Here is a 14,291-nt window from a genome sequence, read left to right as displayed (position 1 = left end):
CATGGCAGTCGCGATGTCGCTGGCGTTGCCGGTCGGCATTGCCGTATCCGCCCCCTCCACCGGCGGCGGACCGGTTGCCCAAGCCGCTCCGAGCACTCCGGTCACAACCGTCTCCCCGAAGACCGGCCTGAAGGACGGCGACACGATTTCCGTCTCGGGCGCCGGATTCTCCGGCGCCGGCGCCGGGATCTACGTCGGGCTCGTCCAGGACGACGCGTTCTCGTCGACCAACGCCGGCGCGTGGATGACGATGGAATTCATCAAAGCCGCCGACATCGCCAGCGGCGCGTGGAGCACCCGCGTCACCGTCGCCGCCACCAAGGGCGCCTTCGACTGCATCGAGAACGCCTGCTCGATCTACACCGTCGCGGCCCACGGTTCGAGCGATCGCTCGCAGGACACCAAGGTCCCGGTGTCGTTCGCGGCCGTGACCCCGACGACCACACCGGCACCCACCACCTCGACACCCCCGCCGTCGACACCCCCTCCGTCGACGACGCCTCCGAGCACCACGACACCGAAGCCGACCACCACGGCGCCGAAACCGACGACGACCGTTCCGACGACCACGCCGCCGCCGACCACCGCCACGCCCCCGGTGACCGGCAGCGGACCGCGCGTCAGCGTCGGCAAGACCAGCGGACTCAACGCCGCAGGAGACAAGATCAGCGTCCGGGGCAGTGGATTCTCCACCACAGGCATGGGCATCTACGTCGGCATCGCGCAGACGAACAAGTACTCGTCGACCAACGCCGACATGTTCTACGGCACCAAGTACATCAAGCCGACCGACATGCCGGGCGGCTCCTTCTCCACCACGATCGACGTCATCGGCGCCTTCCCGAACGGCGACTGCATCAACAACGAGTGCGCCCTCTACACGCTCGCCGCGCACGGCTCGTCGGACCGCAGCCAGGACACCAAGACCAAGATCACCTTCGTCGGAACCGCACCGCCGGTCACCGGCGGTGGCGGCGGTGGCGGCGGTGGCGGCGGGACCGCAACCGGCCCCGGCGCGGCGGGCGCAGCCCCCGGCACCACGTTCACGGCGAACAGTGGCCTGTCGGTGTCGCTCTCCAAGTCGAGCGACATCAACCCGGCCGGCGAGACGGTCACGGTGTCCGGGTCCGGCTTCTCCGGCGCGGCCCCCGGCCTCTACGTCGGCCTCGTCCAGGACAACGTCTTCTCGGCGGCCGACGCGTCGGTGTGGATGACCTCGGCTTTCGTCAAACCCGAGCAGATCTCGGGTGGCAACTGGTCGCTGTCGGTGGACATGGTGGCGACGCGGGGCGCGTTCGACTGCATCAAGAATGCGTGCTCGATCTACACCGTGATGGCGCACGGCTCCTCCGACCGGAGCCAGGACACCAAGACGCCGGTGAGCTTCGTCGGCGGCGTCGCCCCGGGCACCGTGACCGCGCCTCCGGCGCTGAATGCCGCAGGCGCTCCGGGCGCCGCGAAGACCGCGGCCGTGACACTGTCGAAGGCCAAGGGCCTGAAGGTCGAGGGCGACGAGATCACCATCTCGGGCACCGGGTTCTCGGGTCAACAGCCCGGGATCTACGTCGGCCTGATTCAGGAGAGCAAGTTCTCGACGACCGACGCGGGCGCCTGGATGACGACCGCCTTCATCACGCCCAGCCGGATCAAGGACGGCGCGTGGTCGACCAGCATGAAGGTCCAGGCCGTCAAGGGCGACTCGGACTGCACGAAGAACGCCTGCTCGATCTACACGATCGCCGCGCACGGCTCGAGCGACCGCAGCCAGGACACCCAGACGCCGGTCAGCTTCGGCGACGACCCCGACGCCCCCAACGCAGACAAGGCCGCAGCCGCGGCCCTGACCGCGGACGGCGGACCCACCGACGGCGGCACCTCCGCCGCGGCGAACGAGTCGAACACGTCGGACTCCGCGATCCGCAATCTGGCGGACGCGATCTCCGACGGCACCGCCTGGATCATCCCGCTGCTCGTCGGCGCCGTCATCGGAGCCGGATTCGCGGTCGCGACCACTGTCGCGCTGCGCCGCCGGGCGTAGCATCGCCGCCTCGGGTGGGGCATCCGTGAACGGATGCCCCACCCGAGGCGTGCCCGAAACTGCTGGAACACAATCCATTTCGCGCGAAAGCGAACAGAGCAACCTCTTTACTCCGCCCCGAGCAAAGGCTAGCTTTACCTAAGTTTCGCCTACCTCTCGGCGAACCACACCAGAAAGTAGGAAGATGCGCGCGCTAACAAAGTCCGCGGTCCTGGCGGTTGCCGCCACGGTCGCCTGCACGCTGCCGATGGGCGTCGCGGCAGCGCAGACCAGCCCGTTCGGTTCGCTGGGCAGCCTCGGTTCCAGCGATCCGGGCCCCGAGACCCCGGCGCCCCAGGTGACGGTCTCGAAGTCCGCCGACATTTCCGCGGCCGGTGAAACGATCACGGTCACCGGCAGTGGGTTCTCCGGCGCCGGCGACGGCATCTACGTGGGCCTGGTGCAGGACGACAAGTTCTCGGTCACCGACGCGGCCGCGTGGATGACCACCAAGTGGCTCAGGTCGACCGACATCGTCGGCGGTTCCTGGAGCGCCGCGATCGACGTCGAAGCCGTCAAAGCCGGCTCCGACTGCCTGGTGAACGCCTGCTCGATCTACACGATCGCCGCGCACGGTTCCAGCGACCGCAGCCAGGACACCCGGACCCCGATCACGTTCGCGCAGCCGATCGTTCCGGCCGGTCCGGCGGTGACGGTCTCGAAGTCCACCGGCCTGACGAACGACGAAGAGCTCACGGTCACCGGCACCGGCTTCGGCCGCGGCGGCCAGGGCATCTACGTCGCTCTCGCACAGGTCGACAGGTACTCCAACACCGACAGTGCCGTCTTCCACTCCACCAAGTGGATCAAGCCCGCCCAGATCGTCGACGGCGGGTTCACCACCACCCTGAAGGCCACCGCGATCAAGGGTGACGCGAACTGCTACGAGAACGCCTGCGCGATCTTCACGCTCGCCGACCACAACACGCTCACCGACCGCAGCCAGGACACGCAGACACCGGTCACGTTCGCTCCGCCGGTCGTCGTGCCGACACCTACGGTCACCGCGAACAAGACCACGAATCTGGTCGCCGGTGACACCATCACCGTCTCGGGCACCGGGTTCCAGGGTGCCGCCGCCGGCACCGGCATCTACTACGGCATCGTCCAGGACGACCAGTTCTCGACCACGAACTCCGCCGCATGGATCACCACGGCATTCGTCACCCCGGCGCAGATCGTGGACGGCTCCTGGACCGGCAGCATCTCCGCGACCGCGCTGAAGGGCAATTCCAACTGCTACGTGAACGCGTGCTCGATCCGCACCGTGATGGCCCACGGCTCCACGGACCGGACCCAGGACACCCGGACGCCGATCACCTTCGCCCCGCTGCCACCCGCGAACGCGGTCGTCGATGCTCCGGAGATCGAGAACGCCGCCAGCGTCCACTCGTCCTCCGACAGCGGCCTGCCGATCGCTCCGCTCGCCATCGGTGGCGCCATCGCCGCCGGTCTGGCGGTGACGGCACTGCGTCGTCGCGTCTGATCCGACACAGCTCCCCCGGCCTGGCCTTCGCCCTTCGGGGGCGGAGGCCAGGCCTGTTTCCCGTCGGCAACACCGGTACGGTTACCTACTGTGCTGGTGTTGCTTCCCCCTTCCGAAACCAAGTCAGACGGCGGCAAGGGCGCGCCGCTCGACCTCGGCGAACTGTCGATGCCGCAGCTGACCGAGACCCGCGAGATGCTCGTGTCGGCGCTCGTCGACCTCGCGGCCGACACGGAGGCGTCGAACCTGGCGCTCGGGCTCGGCCCCAAGCAGGCCGACGAGATCGAACGAAACGCCAAGGTGTGGGTCTCCCCCACCCGTCCAGCGCTCGAGCGCTACACCGGTGTGCTGTTCGATGCCCTCGACGCCAAGTCGTTCACGAAGGTGCAGCGGGAGAAGGCGTTCCGTCGGCTCGCGATGGGCTCGGCGCTGTTCGGCGCCGTCCGCGCGGGCGATCCCATCCCGGCGTACCGGCTGTCGGGCGGCTCCAAGCTGCCGGGCTTCGGCACACTGCAGTCGCTGTGGAAGCCGGAGTTGACGGACGCGCTGCTCTCGGAGGCCGACGGCGGTCTGGTGGTGGACCTGCGCTCGGGCACCTACCAGCAGTTGGGCCCGGTGCCCGACGCGGTGATCGCGACGGTCCTCACCGAACAACCGGACGGGTCACGCAAGGTGGTCAGTCACTTCAACAAGCACCACAAGGGGCTGCTGGCCCGGGCACTGACGGTGACCCGCGCGGAGCCGTCCGACATCAAAGGTGTGGCCCGGGTCGCGGCGAAGTCGGGACTGCGGGTGGAGATCGCGTCGGACTCGGAACTGATCATCCTCACCTGACACCGCTCGGTACCGCACGGACCGCGGCGCCGCTCTCGTGTGCGGCGGCGCCCCGGGCGAGCGCGACGACCGAGACCGCCGTCGCGACGAGCGCACCGATCAGCAGCAGGCCCACGCCGCGCCCCACGTCGAGGTATTCCCCGAGCACCACGAACCCGAGCAGCGCCGCGACGGCCGGCTCCGAGACCGTCGTCGCGGGCAGCGACGCCTGCAGTTCCCCGGTTCGGAACGCGAGTTGCTGGATCCCGACGGCGGCCGCGAACACCGCGATCAGCACGTACACCTCGAGCGACGTCAGCAGCGAGATCGGCCCCCGTGCGAGCAGGTGAACAACGGACTTGGTGAGCACCGCTCCCACACCGAACAGCGCGCCACCCGCGAGACCGAACAGCAAGGCGCGCCGGGCGGCGGACCCGCGCCGAGCACCGAGCAGACACAGCACGAGCGCGGGCACCCCGATCGCCGCGACGACCACCCAGTGCCACGTCTCCGCGCGTTCGGCACCCGGTTTGGGATCACCGACCACCACCAACAGCGCGACGGCCACCGTCAGCGTCGCCGCCCACGCCCAGTCCGACGGCCGCACAGCCCGGCCCGACAGCCGCGCGCTCAGCGGCAGCGCGAACATCAGCGAGAGCACCAACAGCGGCTGCACAAGCAGCAGCGACCCGACACCGAGGGCCGCCGCCTGCAGGACGTAGCCGCCCGCGCCGGCGAGGGCCCCGGCCCACCACGTGCCGTCGCGCAGTGAGGCCGACAACGACGTCGTCGTGGCCGCCCGTTGGCGCATGACGTTCCCGATCGCGATGCACAACGCGGAGGCCAGCGCGAGCAGGACGGACAGCAGGGTCTGGGCCACTCGGGGAATCCTAAGGCGCTCCGCACCTGTGCGCCTTTTCGGTAGTGCCGGCTACCAAAAAGGCGCACGGGCGGTTACGCCTGCTGCGCCGCCTTCTCGGCGGCCTGGGCCTGCGCCACCTGCTCGGGCGTGAACCGGATGAACAGCGCGGCGAGGGCGGCGAGCGCGGCGAGGATCGCGCAACCCAGCAGCGCGAACGTGTAGCCACTGGAGAGGGCGTCGAGTTGGGCGGGCGTCATGTCCGCGGCCGGAATGCCGGACACGCCGCCCTCCGACAGGGTCCTCGACGTGGCCATCGCACCGACGATCGCGAGACCGACCGGGCCGAACAGTGTCTGCGCCACCTGAGCGATCGCGGCGAGCGGGCCGATCTCGCTCGGACCGACACCGGCGATGGCACACAGCGGCAGCGGCACCACCGCGAGGCCGACGCCGAAGCCCACCCCGACCACGAGCACGAACAGGTTTCCGACATACGTCGCGGACGCGTCGAGCGTCGAGCCGTACATCAGCCCGACGAACGTGATCAGGGTTCCCGCGACGACCAGCCAGCGCGGCTGCACCTTCACCGCGATCTTGGAGGCCACGAACGCGGCCGCGCCGAGTCCGAACGCGAACGGAACGAATGCCAGACCGGCGCGAAGCGGGGTGTAGGCGAGGACGTCCTGCACGAACAGCGCGACGAACGGGGCGAGCGAGAACATCACCATGCCGACGAGAGCGAGAGAGATGAACGTCGCGACGCGGCTACGGTTGCGGAACAGCGTGAACGGCAGCAGCGGGTTCTCGGCACGACGCTCCACCGCGAGGAACGCGCCCAGCAGGACGAATCCGCCGACCAGCCCGATCAGTACGAGCGGGCTGCCCCAACCCATCTCGGGCCCCTCGGTGAACCCGTACACGACGCCGGTGCAGCCGAGGGTCGCGAGGATCGCGCCCGGGACGTCGAGCTTGAGGCGCTCGGCACCAGTCTCCTCCAGCGCCCGGAAGGCGAGCAGCAGGATGACCAGGCCGATCGGGACGTTGATGAGGAAGATCCACCGCCACGACACCTCGGTGAGCGCGCCGCCGACGATCAGCCCCAGCACCGAGCCGACACCGGTCATCGCCGCGAAGATCGCGATGGCCTGATTGCGCACCGGTCCGGGCGCGAACGTCGTCGCCACGAGTGCCAGTGCGGTCGGAGACGCGATCGCCGCGCCGACACCCTGCAGGGCGCGAGCAGCGACGAGGGTGGCCTCGTTGGTCGCGAGCCCACACAGCAGCGACGTGACCGTGAACAGGGCCACGCCGCCGATGAACACCCGTTTTCGGCCGAACGCATCGCCGAGCCGACCGCCCAGCAGCATCAAGCCACCGAACGTGAGCGCGTACGACGTGATCACCCAGTTGCGCCCGGAATCGCTGAGCCCCAGGTCTTCCTGGATCTTGGCGAGCGCGAGCGAGGCGACGGTGCCGTCGAGCACCATCATCAGCTGCATGCCGCTGAGGACGACGATCGCGAGGCCGAACGCCCGCGTGGTCACGGGGTACTTCACGGCGGTGGAGTCAGACACGGGAGTTCACGTTACCGAGAGTCTGCGGAGAACCCGGCCACCGTGCCGATGACCACGATCGCCGGCGGGCGGATGTTCTCCTCCCGAACCCGGGCCGCGACGGTTGCCAGGTCGGCCCGCAGGACCCGCTGGGTGCGCAGGGTGCCCTCCTGGATCACGGTGACCGGCGTCTCGGCGGGGCGGCCGCCGGCGACGAGAACGGCCGCGAACTGCTCGATCCGTTCCACCGCCATGAGCAGCACGATAGTGCCGCGCAACTTCGCCAGCGCCGCCCAGTCGACCAGCGAGTCCGGGTGGTCGGGCGCGACGTGACCGCTCACGACCACGAACTCGTGGGTGACGCCGCGGTGCGTGACGGGGATGCCCGCTGCGGACGGCACGGAGATCGCGCTCGTGATGCCGGGGACGACGGTGACCGGGACACCGGCGGCCGCGCACGCCTCGAGTTCCTCGAAGCCGCGGCCGAACACGTACGGATCGCCGCCCTTGAGCCGGACCACGAACTTGCCGGCCTTCGCATTGTCGACGAGCGCGGCGTTGATCGCCTCCTGCGCCATCGCGCGGCCGTAGGGGATCTTGGCGGCGTCGACCACCTCGACGTGCGGGCCGAGTTCGGCGAGCAGTTCCGGGGGCGCGAGGCGGTCGGCCACGACGACGTCGGCGCGAGCCAGCAGCCGGCGGCCGCGGACGGTGATGAGGTCCGGATCGCCGGGGCCGCCGCCGACGAGGGCGACGCCGGGCGCGGGTGCCTCGTCGGTGTCGGTGACGGCACCGGACTGGAGTGCCTCGATCAGCGCGGTGCGGACCGCGGCCGAACGCCGGTGCGCGCCGCCCGCGAGCACGCCGAGGGACAGTCCGTCGAAGCTTCCGGTGGCCGGGGTGACGGCGGTGCCGTCGCGGGCGCTGTCGGCACGGACGCAGAAGATGCGACCCCGCTCGGCCTCGGCCACGATGGCCGCGTTGGTGTCCGGCTCGTCGGTGGACGCGATCGCATACCAGGCCCCGTCGAGGTCGCCGTCGCGGTAGTCGCGCAGCTCGAGCGTGATCTGCCCGGATGTCGCCATGCCCTCGACGGCCGGGGTGACCTCGCGGCTGACGACGTGGACGTCGGCGCCGGACGCCACCAGCAACCCGAGGCGGCGCTGGGCGACGGTGCCGCCACCGACCACCACGACACGACGGTCCGTCAGGTTGAGTCCGACCAGGTAGCTGGTCTCGTCACCGGCGGAAGCAGACACTCGTCTCCCCGTTCTCCAGAAATCGTTCGGTTGTCATCTCGACAGATCACGAAACACTACGGGCGACCGCGAGGGTCACGCCATTCGTCACGTGCTTCGTCACAATCAGCAGGCCGCCGTCCGACGCGAGGAGCGCGGCGGCTTCGGCGACGCTCGGCGTCCCCACCGCGTCGTCGACAGTCACCGCGGGGTTCGGCACGGCCACTGCCGCGAGTTCTTCGGCCGGGAAGCCGACCAGTGCGGTTCCGAGTACCTCGGCGGCATCGCGGAACGGCGGAAGTTCCGTCTTGCGGTCCAGAGTGGCGAGTACACGCACCGACTCGTCGCCACAGACCTCGACGACGGCGGCCACGATGTCCGCGGCGCCCACGCGGCTGCCGGCGCCGACGCCCACACACAGGTCACCCACGGGCGGCCTCGACGAAGCGGCGGATCGCGTCCGGGTTCCCGGCGGGATGCGTGTGCAGATACGACGCGTGCACCGACCCGGCCGTGAAGCCCTCCCGGGTGGCCCTGGCGTCCCAGGCCCGCCACCCCCAGGCCGGGCCGAAGCCGTCAGCGACACCGGCGTCGAGTGCGGTGCGATGGAACTCGTGTCCGGTGACGCGGGTTCCGGCGCCGAAGAGCACGGAATCCGTCACGGCCACAGCCTCCCGGTAGCCGAGGGTCAGGCGCTTTCCGAAGCGGGCGTCGACGTCGATCACACCGACCATAGCGTGCCCGTCGAGGCTCCGGGTCAGGTACAGCAGGCCCGCGCATTCGGCGTGGATGGGAGCTCCGTCGGCGGCGAGTTGCCGAACCTGCTGCAGCAGAACCCTGTTCGCCGACAGCCCCACCGCGTGCTCCTCGGGGAAGCCGCCGGGGAGCACCAGTCCCGCAGTGCCGGTGGGCAGTTCGTCGTGCAGCGGGTCGAACACCACGACGTCGGCGCCCGCGGCGTCGAGCAGTTCGCGGTGCTCGGCGTACCCGAACGTGAACGCGACACCGCCGGCGAGCGCGATCACCGGACGCGGACCGCTCGGGACCGGTCCGATTTCGGCTGCCGGATCCCACGCGACGTCGCCGACGGACGAATGCGCGAGCCCCCGGATCGCATCCAGGTCCAGGTGCGCGGCGGCGAGTTCGGTCATGGCGGCGACGGCGTCGAGCGCGGCCCGGCCGTGTTCGACGGCCGGCACCAGTCCCAGGTGTCGGGACGGGACCTCGAGTTCGGCCAGGCGCGGCACCGCCCCCAGAACCGGCAGGCCCACCCGCTCGCAGGCCTGCCGCAGCACCTGCTCGTGCCGGGCGCTGCCGACCCGGTTGAGGATCACGCCGCCGATCCGCACGGCGGAATCGTAGGTCGAGAAGCCGTGCAGGACAGCGGCGAGGCTCTGGCTGTGACCGCGGGCGTCGATCACCAGGACGACGGGCGCAGCGAGGGCGGCGGCGACCTGCGCGGTCGACCCCTCAGCGGACGGCGCCGACGAACTCGGGTCGATCTTGCCGTCGAACAACCCCATGACGCCCTCGACGACCGCGATATCGCAGTCGTCGCTGCCGTGCCGGAACAGCGGGCCGATCCGGTCGGCGCCCACCAGCACGCTGTCGAGATTGCGGCCGGGCAGACCGGCTGCCAATGCGTGGTAGCCGGGATCGATGTAGTCCGGCCCGACCTTGAACGGCGCAACCCGATCGCCGGCGGCGCGCAACGCGCCGACCATGCCGGTCGCGACGGTCGTCTTACCGCTGCCCGACGCCGGCGCCGCGATCACGACGGCCGGGGTGCTGGGGGCGTTCACCATTCGATGCCGCGCTGGCCCTTGCGGCCCGCGTCCATCGGGTGCTTGATCTTCGTCATCTCGGTCACGAGATCGGCCGCGTCCATCAGCGCCTGCGGCGCGTCCCGGCCGGTGACGACCACATGCTGGTTGCCGGGGCGGTTCCGCAGTGCGTCGACGACTTCCTCGGTATCCACCCAGCCCCATTTGAGCGGGTAGGTGAACTCGTCGAGCACGTAGAAGCGATGCGTCTGCGCCTCGAGGCGGCGAGCGATCTCACGCCAGCCCTCGAGCGCGGCGGCGGCGTGGTCCTCCTCGGTGCCGTGCTTGCGTGTCCACGACCAGCCCTCACCCATCTTGTGCCACTCCACGGCCCCGCCCGCGCCGCTGGTGGTGTGCAGCTCGCCGAGCGCGCGGAACGCGGCTTCCTCGCCCACCTTCCATTTCGCGCTCTTGACGAACTGGAAGACGCCGACGTCGAAGCCCTGGTTCCAGGCACGCAGCGCCATCCCGAACGCGGCCGTCGACTTCCCCTTGCCGGGCCCGGTGTGGACGGCCAGCACCGGCTGGTTGCGGCGCTGGCGCGTGGTGAGTCCGTCCGCGGGCACGTTTTCGGGTACTCCCTGAGGCATTCTCGAATCCCTTTCTCGGGCTTGCCTGTTCGGTCGACGAAGATCAGGCGGCAGCGCGGACGACGCCCGCGACTTGCTGCGCGGACAGTTCCGCGAGGCGGACGTAACCGCCCCGCAGATCGCGCGCGAGGTCGGCCGCCAAGCCGAGGCGGACCATGCCGGTCTCACAGTCGACGACGATCGATGCGACGTTGGTGTCGGCCAGCATTCCGGCGGCCCGCCGGGCCCGCGCGACGGCGTCCTTCGCCCCGGTCGCGCGTCCGTCCGTGAGGGCGACGACCAGAGCGCGGCGACGCGGATCGCGGACCTGCTCGCGCAGGACGACCTGACGCGCTTTCAGGAAACCCGCCGCGAGCGGCGTGCGACCGCCGGTTCTCATCGCGCGCAGGCGTCGGACGGCGACGTCCACCGACGACGTCGGCGGCAGCACCAGCTCGGCATCCGTGCCGCGGACGGTGATCACCGCGACCTTGTCCCGACGCTGATAGGCGTCGCGCAGCAGCGACACGACGGCACCGGTGACGGCGGACAGCCGATCCCGGGCCGCCATGGAACCGGACGCGTCGACCACGAACAGCACCAGGTTGCCCTCGCGGCCTTCCCGGACGGCGCCGCGAATATCGCTGGGGGCCAGCCGCATCGCGCCAGCGGTGCGCCCTCGCACGGTCTGGTGTTCGGCCGCGGCGAACAGGGTGCCCACGAGGTGCACGCCCGTTCCCGGTTCGGTGGTCGTCCGCACGGCGCGGCCACGGGTCGAACGCGAGCGGGACCGCCGGCCCGGAGCCCCGTCGCCCACCCCCGGAATCTCGAGCAGTCGCGCCCGGAACTGCGGGCCGGGCGCGCCGGCCTTGCGTTCCGACCCTGCGCCGCTTCCGGATTCCGGCGATCCCTGTTCGCCTGCTCGAGATTTCGAGTCATGCGTGGACGCTTCCGGCTCCGACGGCGATGCGCCGCCACCGGGCCCGTCGGGATCGGGTTCGGGCTCTTCCTGCGCACGCGCGTCGGCGTCGGCCTGCTCCATCGCGTCGTCGAGCTGCTGCGGGTCCAGACCCGGCTCGTCGAACGGGTCGCGCCGACGGCGGTGCGGCAGAGTCAGTTCGGCGGCGATCCGCACGTCCTCCTCGGTGACGGCGTCGGCGCCGCGCCACGCGGCGTGCGCGGTTGCGGTGCGCGCGAGCACCAGGTCGGCGCGCATGCCCTCGACGTCGAACGACGCACACACCGACGCGATGCGACGCAGTTCGGCGTCGGACAGTTCGACAGCGTCGACCACGGCACGGGCGTCGGCGATCCGCCGGGCCAGGTCGGCGTCCTGCTCGGCATACCGGGCGGCGAAGCCGTCGGGGTCGCGCTCGTAGTCGAGACGGCGGCGGACCACCTGCATGCGCACCTCCACGTCCCGTGAGGCGGCGACGTCGACGGCGAGACCGAACCGGTCCAGCAGCTGCGGGCGCAGCTCACCCTCCTCGGGATTCATGGTCCCGACCAGGACGAACTCGGCCGGGTGGGAGTGCGAGACGCCGTCGCGTTCGACGTGGACACGCCCCATGGCCGCGGCGTCGAGCAGCACGTCCACCAGGTGATCGTGGAGAAGGTTGACCTCGTCGACGTAGAGCACGCCCTGATTGGCGTCGGCGAGCAGCCCGGGCTGGAACGCACGTTCGCCGTCCCGGAGTACCTTCTCGAGGTCGATCGAGCCGACGACACGGTCCTCGGTCGCGCCGACCGGCAGTTCCACGAGCCGGGCCCGGCGCCCCTCGCCCACCTCGGGCAGCAACGCGGTCAGTGCACGTACGACGGTGGATTTGGCGGTGCCCTTCTCGCCCCGCACCAGCACGCCGCCGATGCCCGGGTGGACGGCGCACAGGATCAACGCCAGCCGCAGCCGGTCCTGCCCGACGATGGCGCTGAACGGAAACCCGGCAGGTTGGTGACTGTGACGCAACGATCGAATCCCTTCACTTCCCGGTTTCCTCGCCGAGAGCTTGGCCTTGCGAAACGTTGCGGCATTCTGGCTTCGGGTGCACCTCGTGCGCCCTCACAGTGGCGGGACCGCGCCTGATTCTCACAGGACTTCCCCGCAGACGTTTCTCTGCTGCTGCACCCTACCGTGCCGAGGACTGCAGCCCGACAGCACACCGCCGCGGCCCGGAGTCGGAACTCCGGGCCGCGGCGGGTGAGAGGTGTCAGACGGTGGCGGATTCGACCACCGGAGCGGCGTGCGCGGGCGCCGATGCGGGGACGTCGCCGAGTTCGAGCGAGCGGGTGCTCCAGTCCCACACCTGCTGGAACAGGTCCGGGTTGTCCGAGAGCTTGAGGCCCAGCGACGGGACCATCTGCTGCAGCTTCGGCGTCCACGCCTGGAACTCTCGCGGGAAGCAGCGCTGCAGGACGTCGAGCATCGCGGGCACCGCGGTGGACGCGCCCGGGGACGCGCCGAGCAGGCCGGCGATCGTGCCGTCCTCGGCGTTGACGACGGCGGTGCCGAACTCGAGCACACCGCCCTTGCCCTTCTTGCGGATCACCTGTACGCGCTGGCCGGCCGTGATGAGCTCCCAGTCGCCGCCGGTCGCGCGCGGCACGAACTCGCGCAGCGTGTTGATGCGGTCGGCGGGCGACTGCATGAGCTCACCGATGAGGTACTTGGTCAGACCCAGCTCCGTCAGACCGACGCCGAGCATCGACGTCAGGTTGTTCGGCTTGACCGAACCGGGCAGGTCGGTGACCTTGCCGTTCTTCAGGAACTTGGGCGACCAACCGGCGTAGGGGCCGAACAGCAGGCCCTGCCGCCCGTTGATGACGCGGGTGTCGAGGTGCGGCACCGACATCGGGGGCGCACCGACGGCTGCCTTGCCGTACACCTTGGCGCGGTGCTGGGCGATGAGCTCGGGGTTGGTGCAGCGCAGGAACTGGCCGCTCACGGGGAAGCCGCCGAAGCCCTTGGCTTCCTGGATCCCCGACTTCTGCAGCAGGTGCAGCGCGCCGCCGCCGGCGCCGACGAACACGAACTTGGCGTTGACGGTCTTCTTGGCACCGGTGCGCAGGTTCTCGACCTTGACGAGCCAGCTGCCGTCGGACTGCTTGGTGAGGTTGCGGACCTCGTGCCCGAAGAACACCTGGCCGCCGGACGCGCCGACGTAACCCAGGAGCTGCCGGGTGAGCGCACCGAAGTCGACGTCCGTGCCGGACTCGGTCCAGTTCAGAGCCACCGGGTCGGAGTAGTCACGCCCCTTGGCCATCAGCGGCAGACGCTCGGCGAAGAACTCCTCCGACTCCGAGTACTCCATGCCGGCGAACAGCGGGTGGCCGGCGAGCGCGTCGTAGCGCGCACGCAGGTACTTCACGTTGTCCGCGCCGTGCACGAAGCTCACGTGCGGGATCGGGTTGATGAACTCCTTGGGATCGGTGAGGATCCCGTTGTCGACCGCGTACGCCCAGAACTGCCGGGAGACCTGGAACTGCTCGTTGACGTTGACGGCCTTGCTGATGTCGACGCCGTCGCCCTTGGCCGGGGTGTAGTTGAGCTCGCAGAGAGCCGAGTGGCCGGTGCCCGCGTTGTTCCACGGGTCGCTGCTCTCGGCCGCGGCGGCGTCGAGTCGCTCGAAGGTGGTGATCGACCAGTCAGGCTGCAGCTGACGCAGGATCGCGCCGAGCGTTGCGCTCATGATGCCCGCACCCACGAGCACTACATCGGTCTTCGCCACTACGTTCTGCTCTGACACTGGAGAATCGACTTCCTTGTCTGTTCACACGCGACCTGGTTCGCACGCATCGCCCGCTCGGAGACATCGCGTGGACAGACCGCTTTTCGCGCGCCTGTGGCGCTTAGGTTACCTGTGCGTCACCTTC

The 14,291-nt window shown here is 70.2% G+C and carries 11 protein-coding genes and 1 riboswitch; of the genes, 3 read left to right on the top strand and 8 right to left on the bottom strand.

Translation table 11 applies throughout. The annotated features are described in order from the left end of the window. Position 1: 1 nt before the first annotated feature. From C7H75_RS10400 to yaaA, 3 genes are all read left to right on the top strand, one after another. Positions 2-2,038, top strand: coding sequence for a neocarzinostatin apoprotein domain-containing protein (locus C7H75_RS10400; RefSeq protein WP_233281897.1), 2,037 nt, complete (start codon positions 2-4; stop codon positions 2,036-2,038). A gap of 184 nt (positions 2,039-2,222) precedes the next feature. After that, positions 2,223-3,563, top strand: a complete 1,341-nt coding sequence (locus tag C7H75_RS10395) for a hypothetical protein (protein ID WP_084848544.1) — start codon at positions 2,223-2,225, stop codon at positions 3,561-3,563. 90 nt (positions 3,564-3,653) lie between these two features. Beyond that, positions 3,654-4,397, top strand: a complete 744-nt coding sequence (gene yaaA / locus C7H75_RS10390) for a peroxide stress protein YaaA (protein ID WP_022595345.1) — start codon at positions 3,654-3,656, stop codon at positions 4,395-4,397. On the opposite strand, the gene C7H75_RS10385 is transcribed toward yaaA, so the two are convergent. The 8 genes from C7H75_RS10385 to mqo form a co-directional block, all read right to left on the bottom strand. Beyond that, positions 4,390-5,256 (bottom strand): DMT family transporter, encoded by an 867-nt coding sequence (locus C7H75_RS10385; RefSeq protein ID WP_084848545.1) that lies wholly within the window; start codon positions 5,254-5,256, stop codon positions 4,390-4,392. The two genes, yaaA and C7H75_RS10385, sit on opposite strands and share 8 nt — an antisense overlap. Positions 5,257-5,330: 74 nt before the next feature. Then, entirely contained in the window at positions 5,331-6,737 is a 1,407-nt protein-coding gene (locus C7H75_RS10380; protein WP_226347480.1) for an MFS transporter, read from the bottom strand. An 86-nt stretch (positions 6,738-6,823) separates the two neighbouring features. Next, positions 6,824-8,050 (bottom strand): uroporphyrinogen-III C-methyltransferase, encoded by a 1,227-nt coding sequence (cobA, locus tag C7H75_RS10375; protein WP_013415720.1) that lies wholly within the window; start codon positions 8,048-8,050, stop codon positions 6,824-6,826. Positions 8,051-8,096: 46 nt separating this feature from the next. After that, positions 8,097-8,459, bottom strand: a complete 363-nt coding sequence (locus C7H75_RS10370) for a cobalamin biosynthesis protein (protein ID WP_084848546.1) — start codon at positions 8,457-8,459, stop codon at positions 8,097-8,099. Then, positions 8,452-9,834, bottom strand: a complete 1,383-nt coding sequence (locus C7H75_RS10365) for a cobyrinic acid a,c-diamide synthase CobB (RefSeq protein ID WP_106851320.1) — start codon at positions 9,832-9,834, stop codon at positions 8,452-8,454. The genes C7H75_RS10370 and C7H75_RS10365 overlap by 8 nt, the downstream gene beginning before the upstream one ends. Next, positions 9,828-10,442 (bottom strand): cob(I)yrinic acid a,c-diamide adenosyltransferase, encoded by a 615-nt coding sequence (gene cobO / locus C7H75_RS10360; RefSeq protein ID WP_005513845.1) that lies wholly within the window; start codon positions 10,440-10,442, stop codon positions 9,828-9,830. Before cobO ends, C7H75_RS10365 begins: the two co-directional genes overlap by 7 nt. 43 nt (positions 10,443-10,485) lie before the next feature. Then, the gene (locus C7H75_RS10355; protein WP_106851319.1) at positions 10,486-12,387 is read right to left on the bottom strand and encodes a magnesium chelatase subunit D family protein; all 1,902 of its coding nucleotides are present in this window, start codon (positions 12,385-12,387) and stop codon (positions 10,486-10,488) included. Between the two features lie 51 nt (positions 12,388-12,438). After that, positions 12,439-12,532, bottom strand: a riboswitch (adenosylcobalamin-variant (AdoCbl-variant) riboswitch). A 96-nt stretch (positions 12,533-12,628) separates the two neighbouring features. Further along, positions 12,629-14,164 carry a malate dehydrogenase (quinone) gene (gene mqo, locus C7H75_RS10350; RefSeq protein WP_175271421.1) on the bottom strand — a complete coding sequence of 512 codons (1,536 nt, stop codon included), beginning with the start codon at positions 14,162-14,164 and terminating at the stop codon, positions 12,629-12,631. Positions 14,165-14,291 lie beyond the last annotated feature (127 nt).

Source organism: Rhodococcus (subgen. Prescottella) equi (genome assembly GCF_003013675.1).
GTDB lineage: Bacteria > Actinomycetota > Actinomycetes > Mycobacteriales > Mycobacteriaceae > Prescottella > Prescottella equi.
This window is presented reverse-complemented; position numbering and strand designations above follow the sequence as displayed.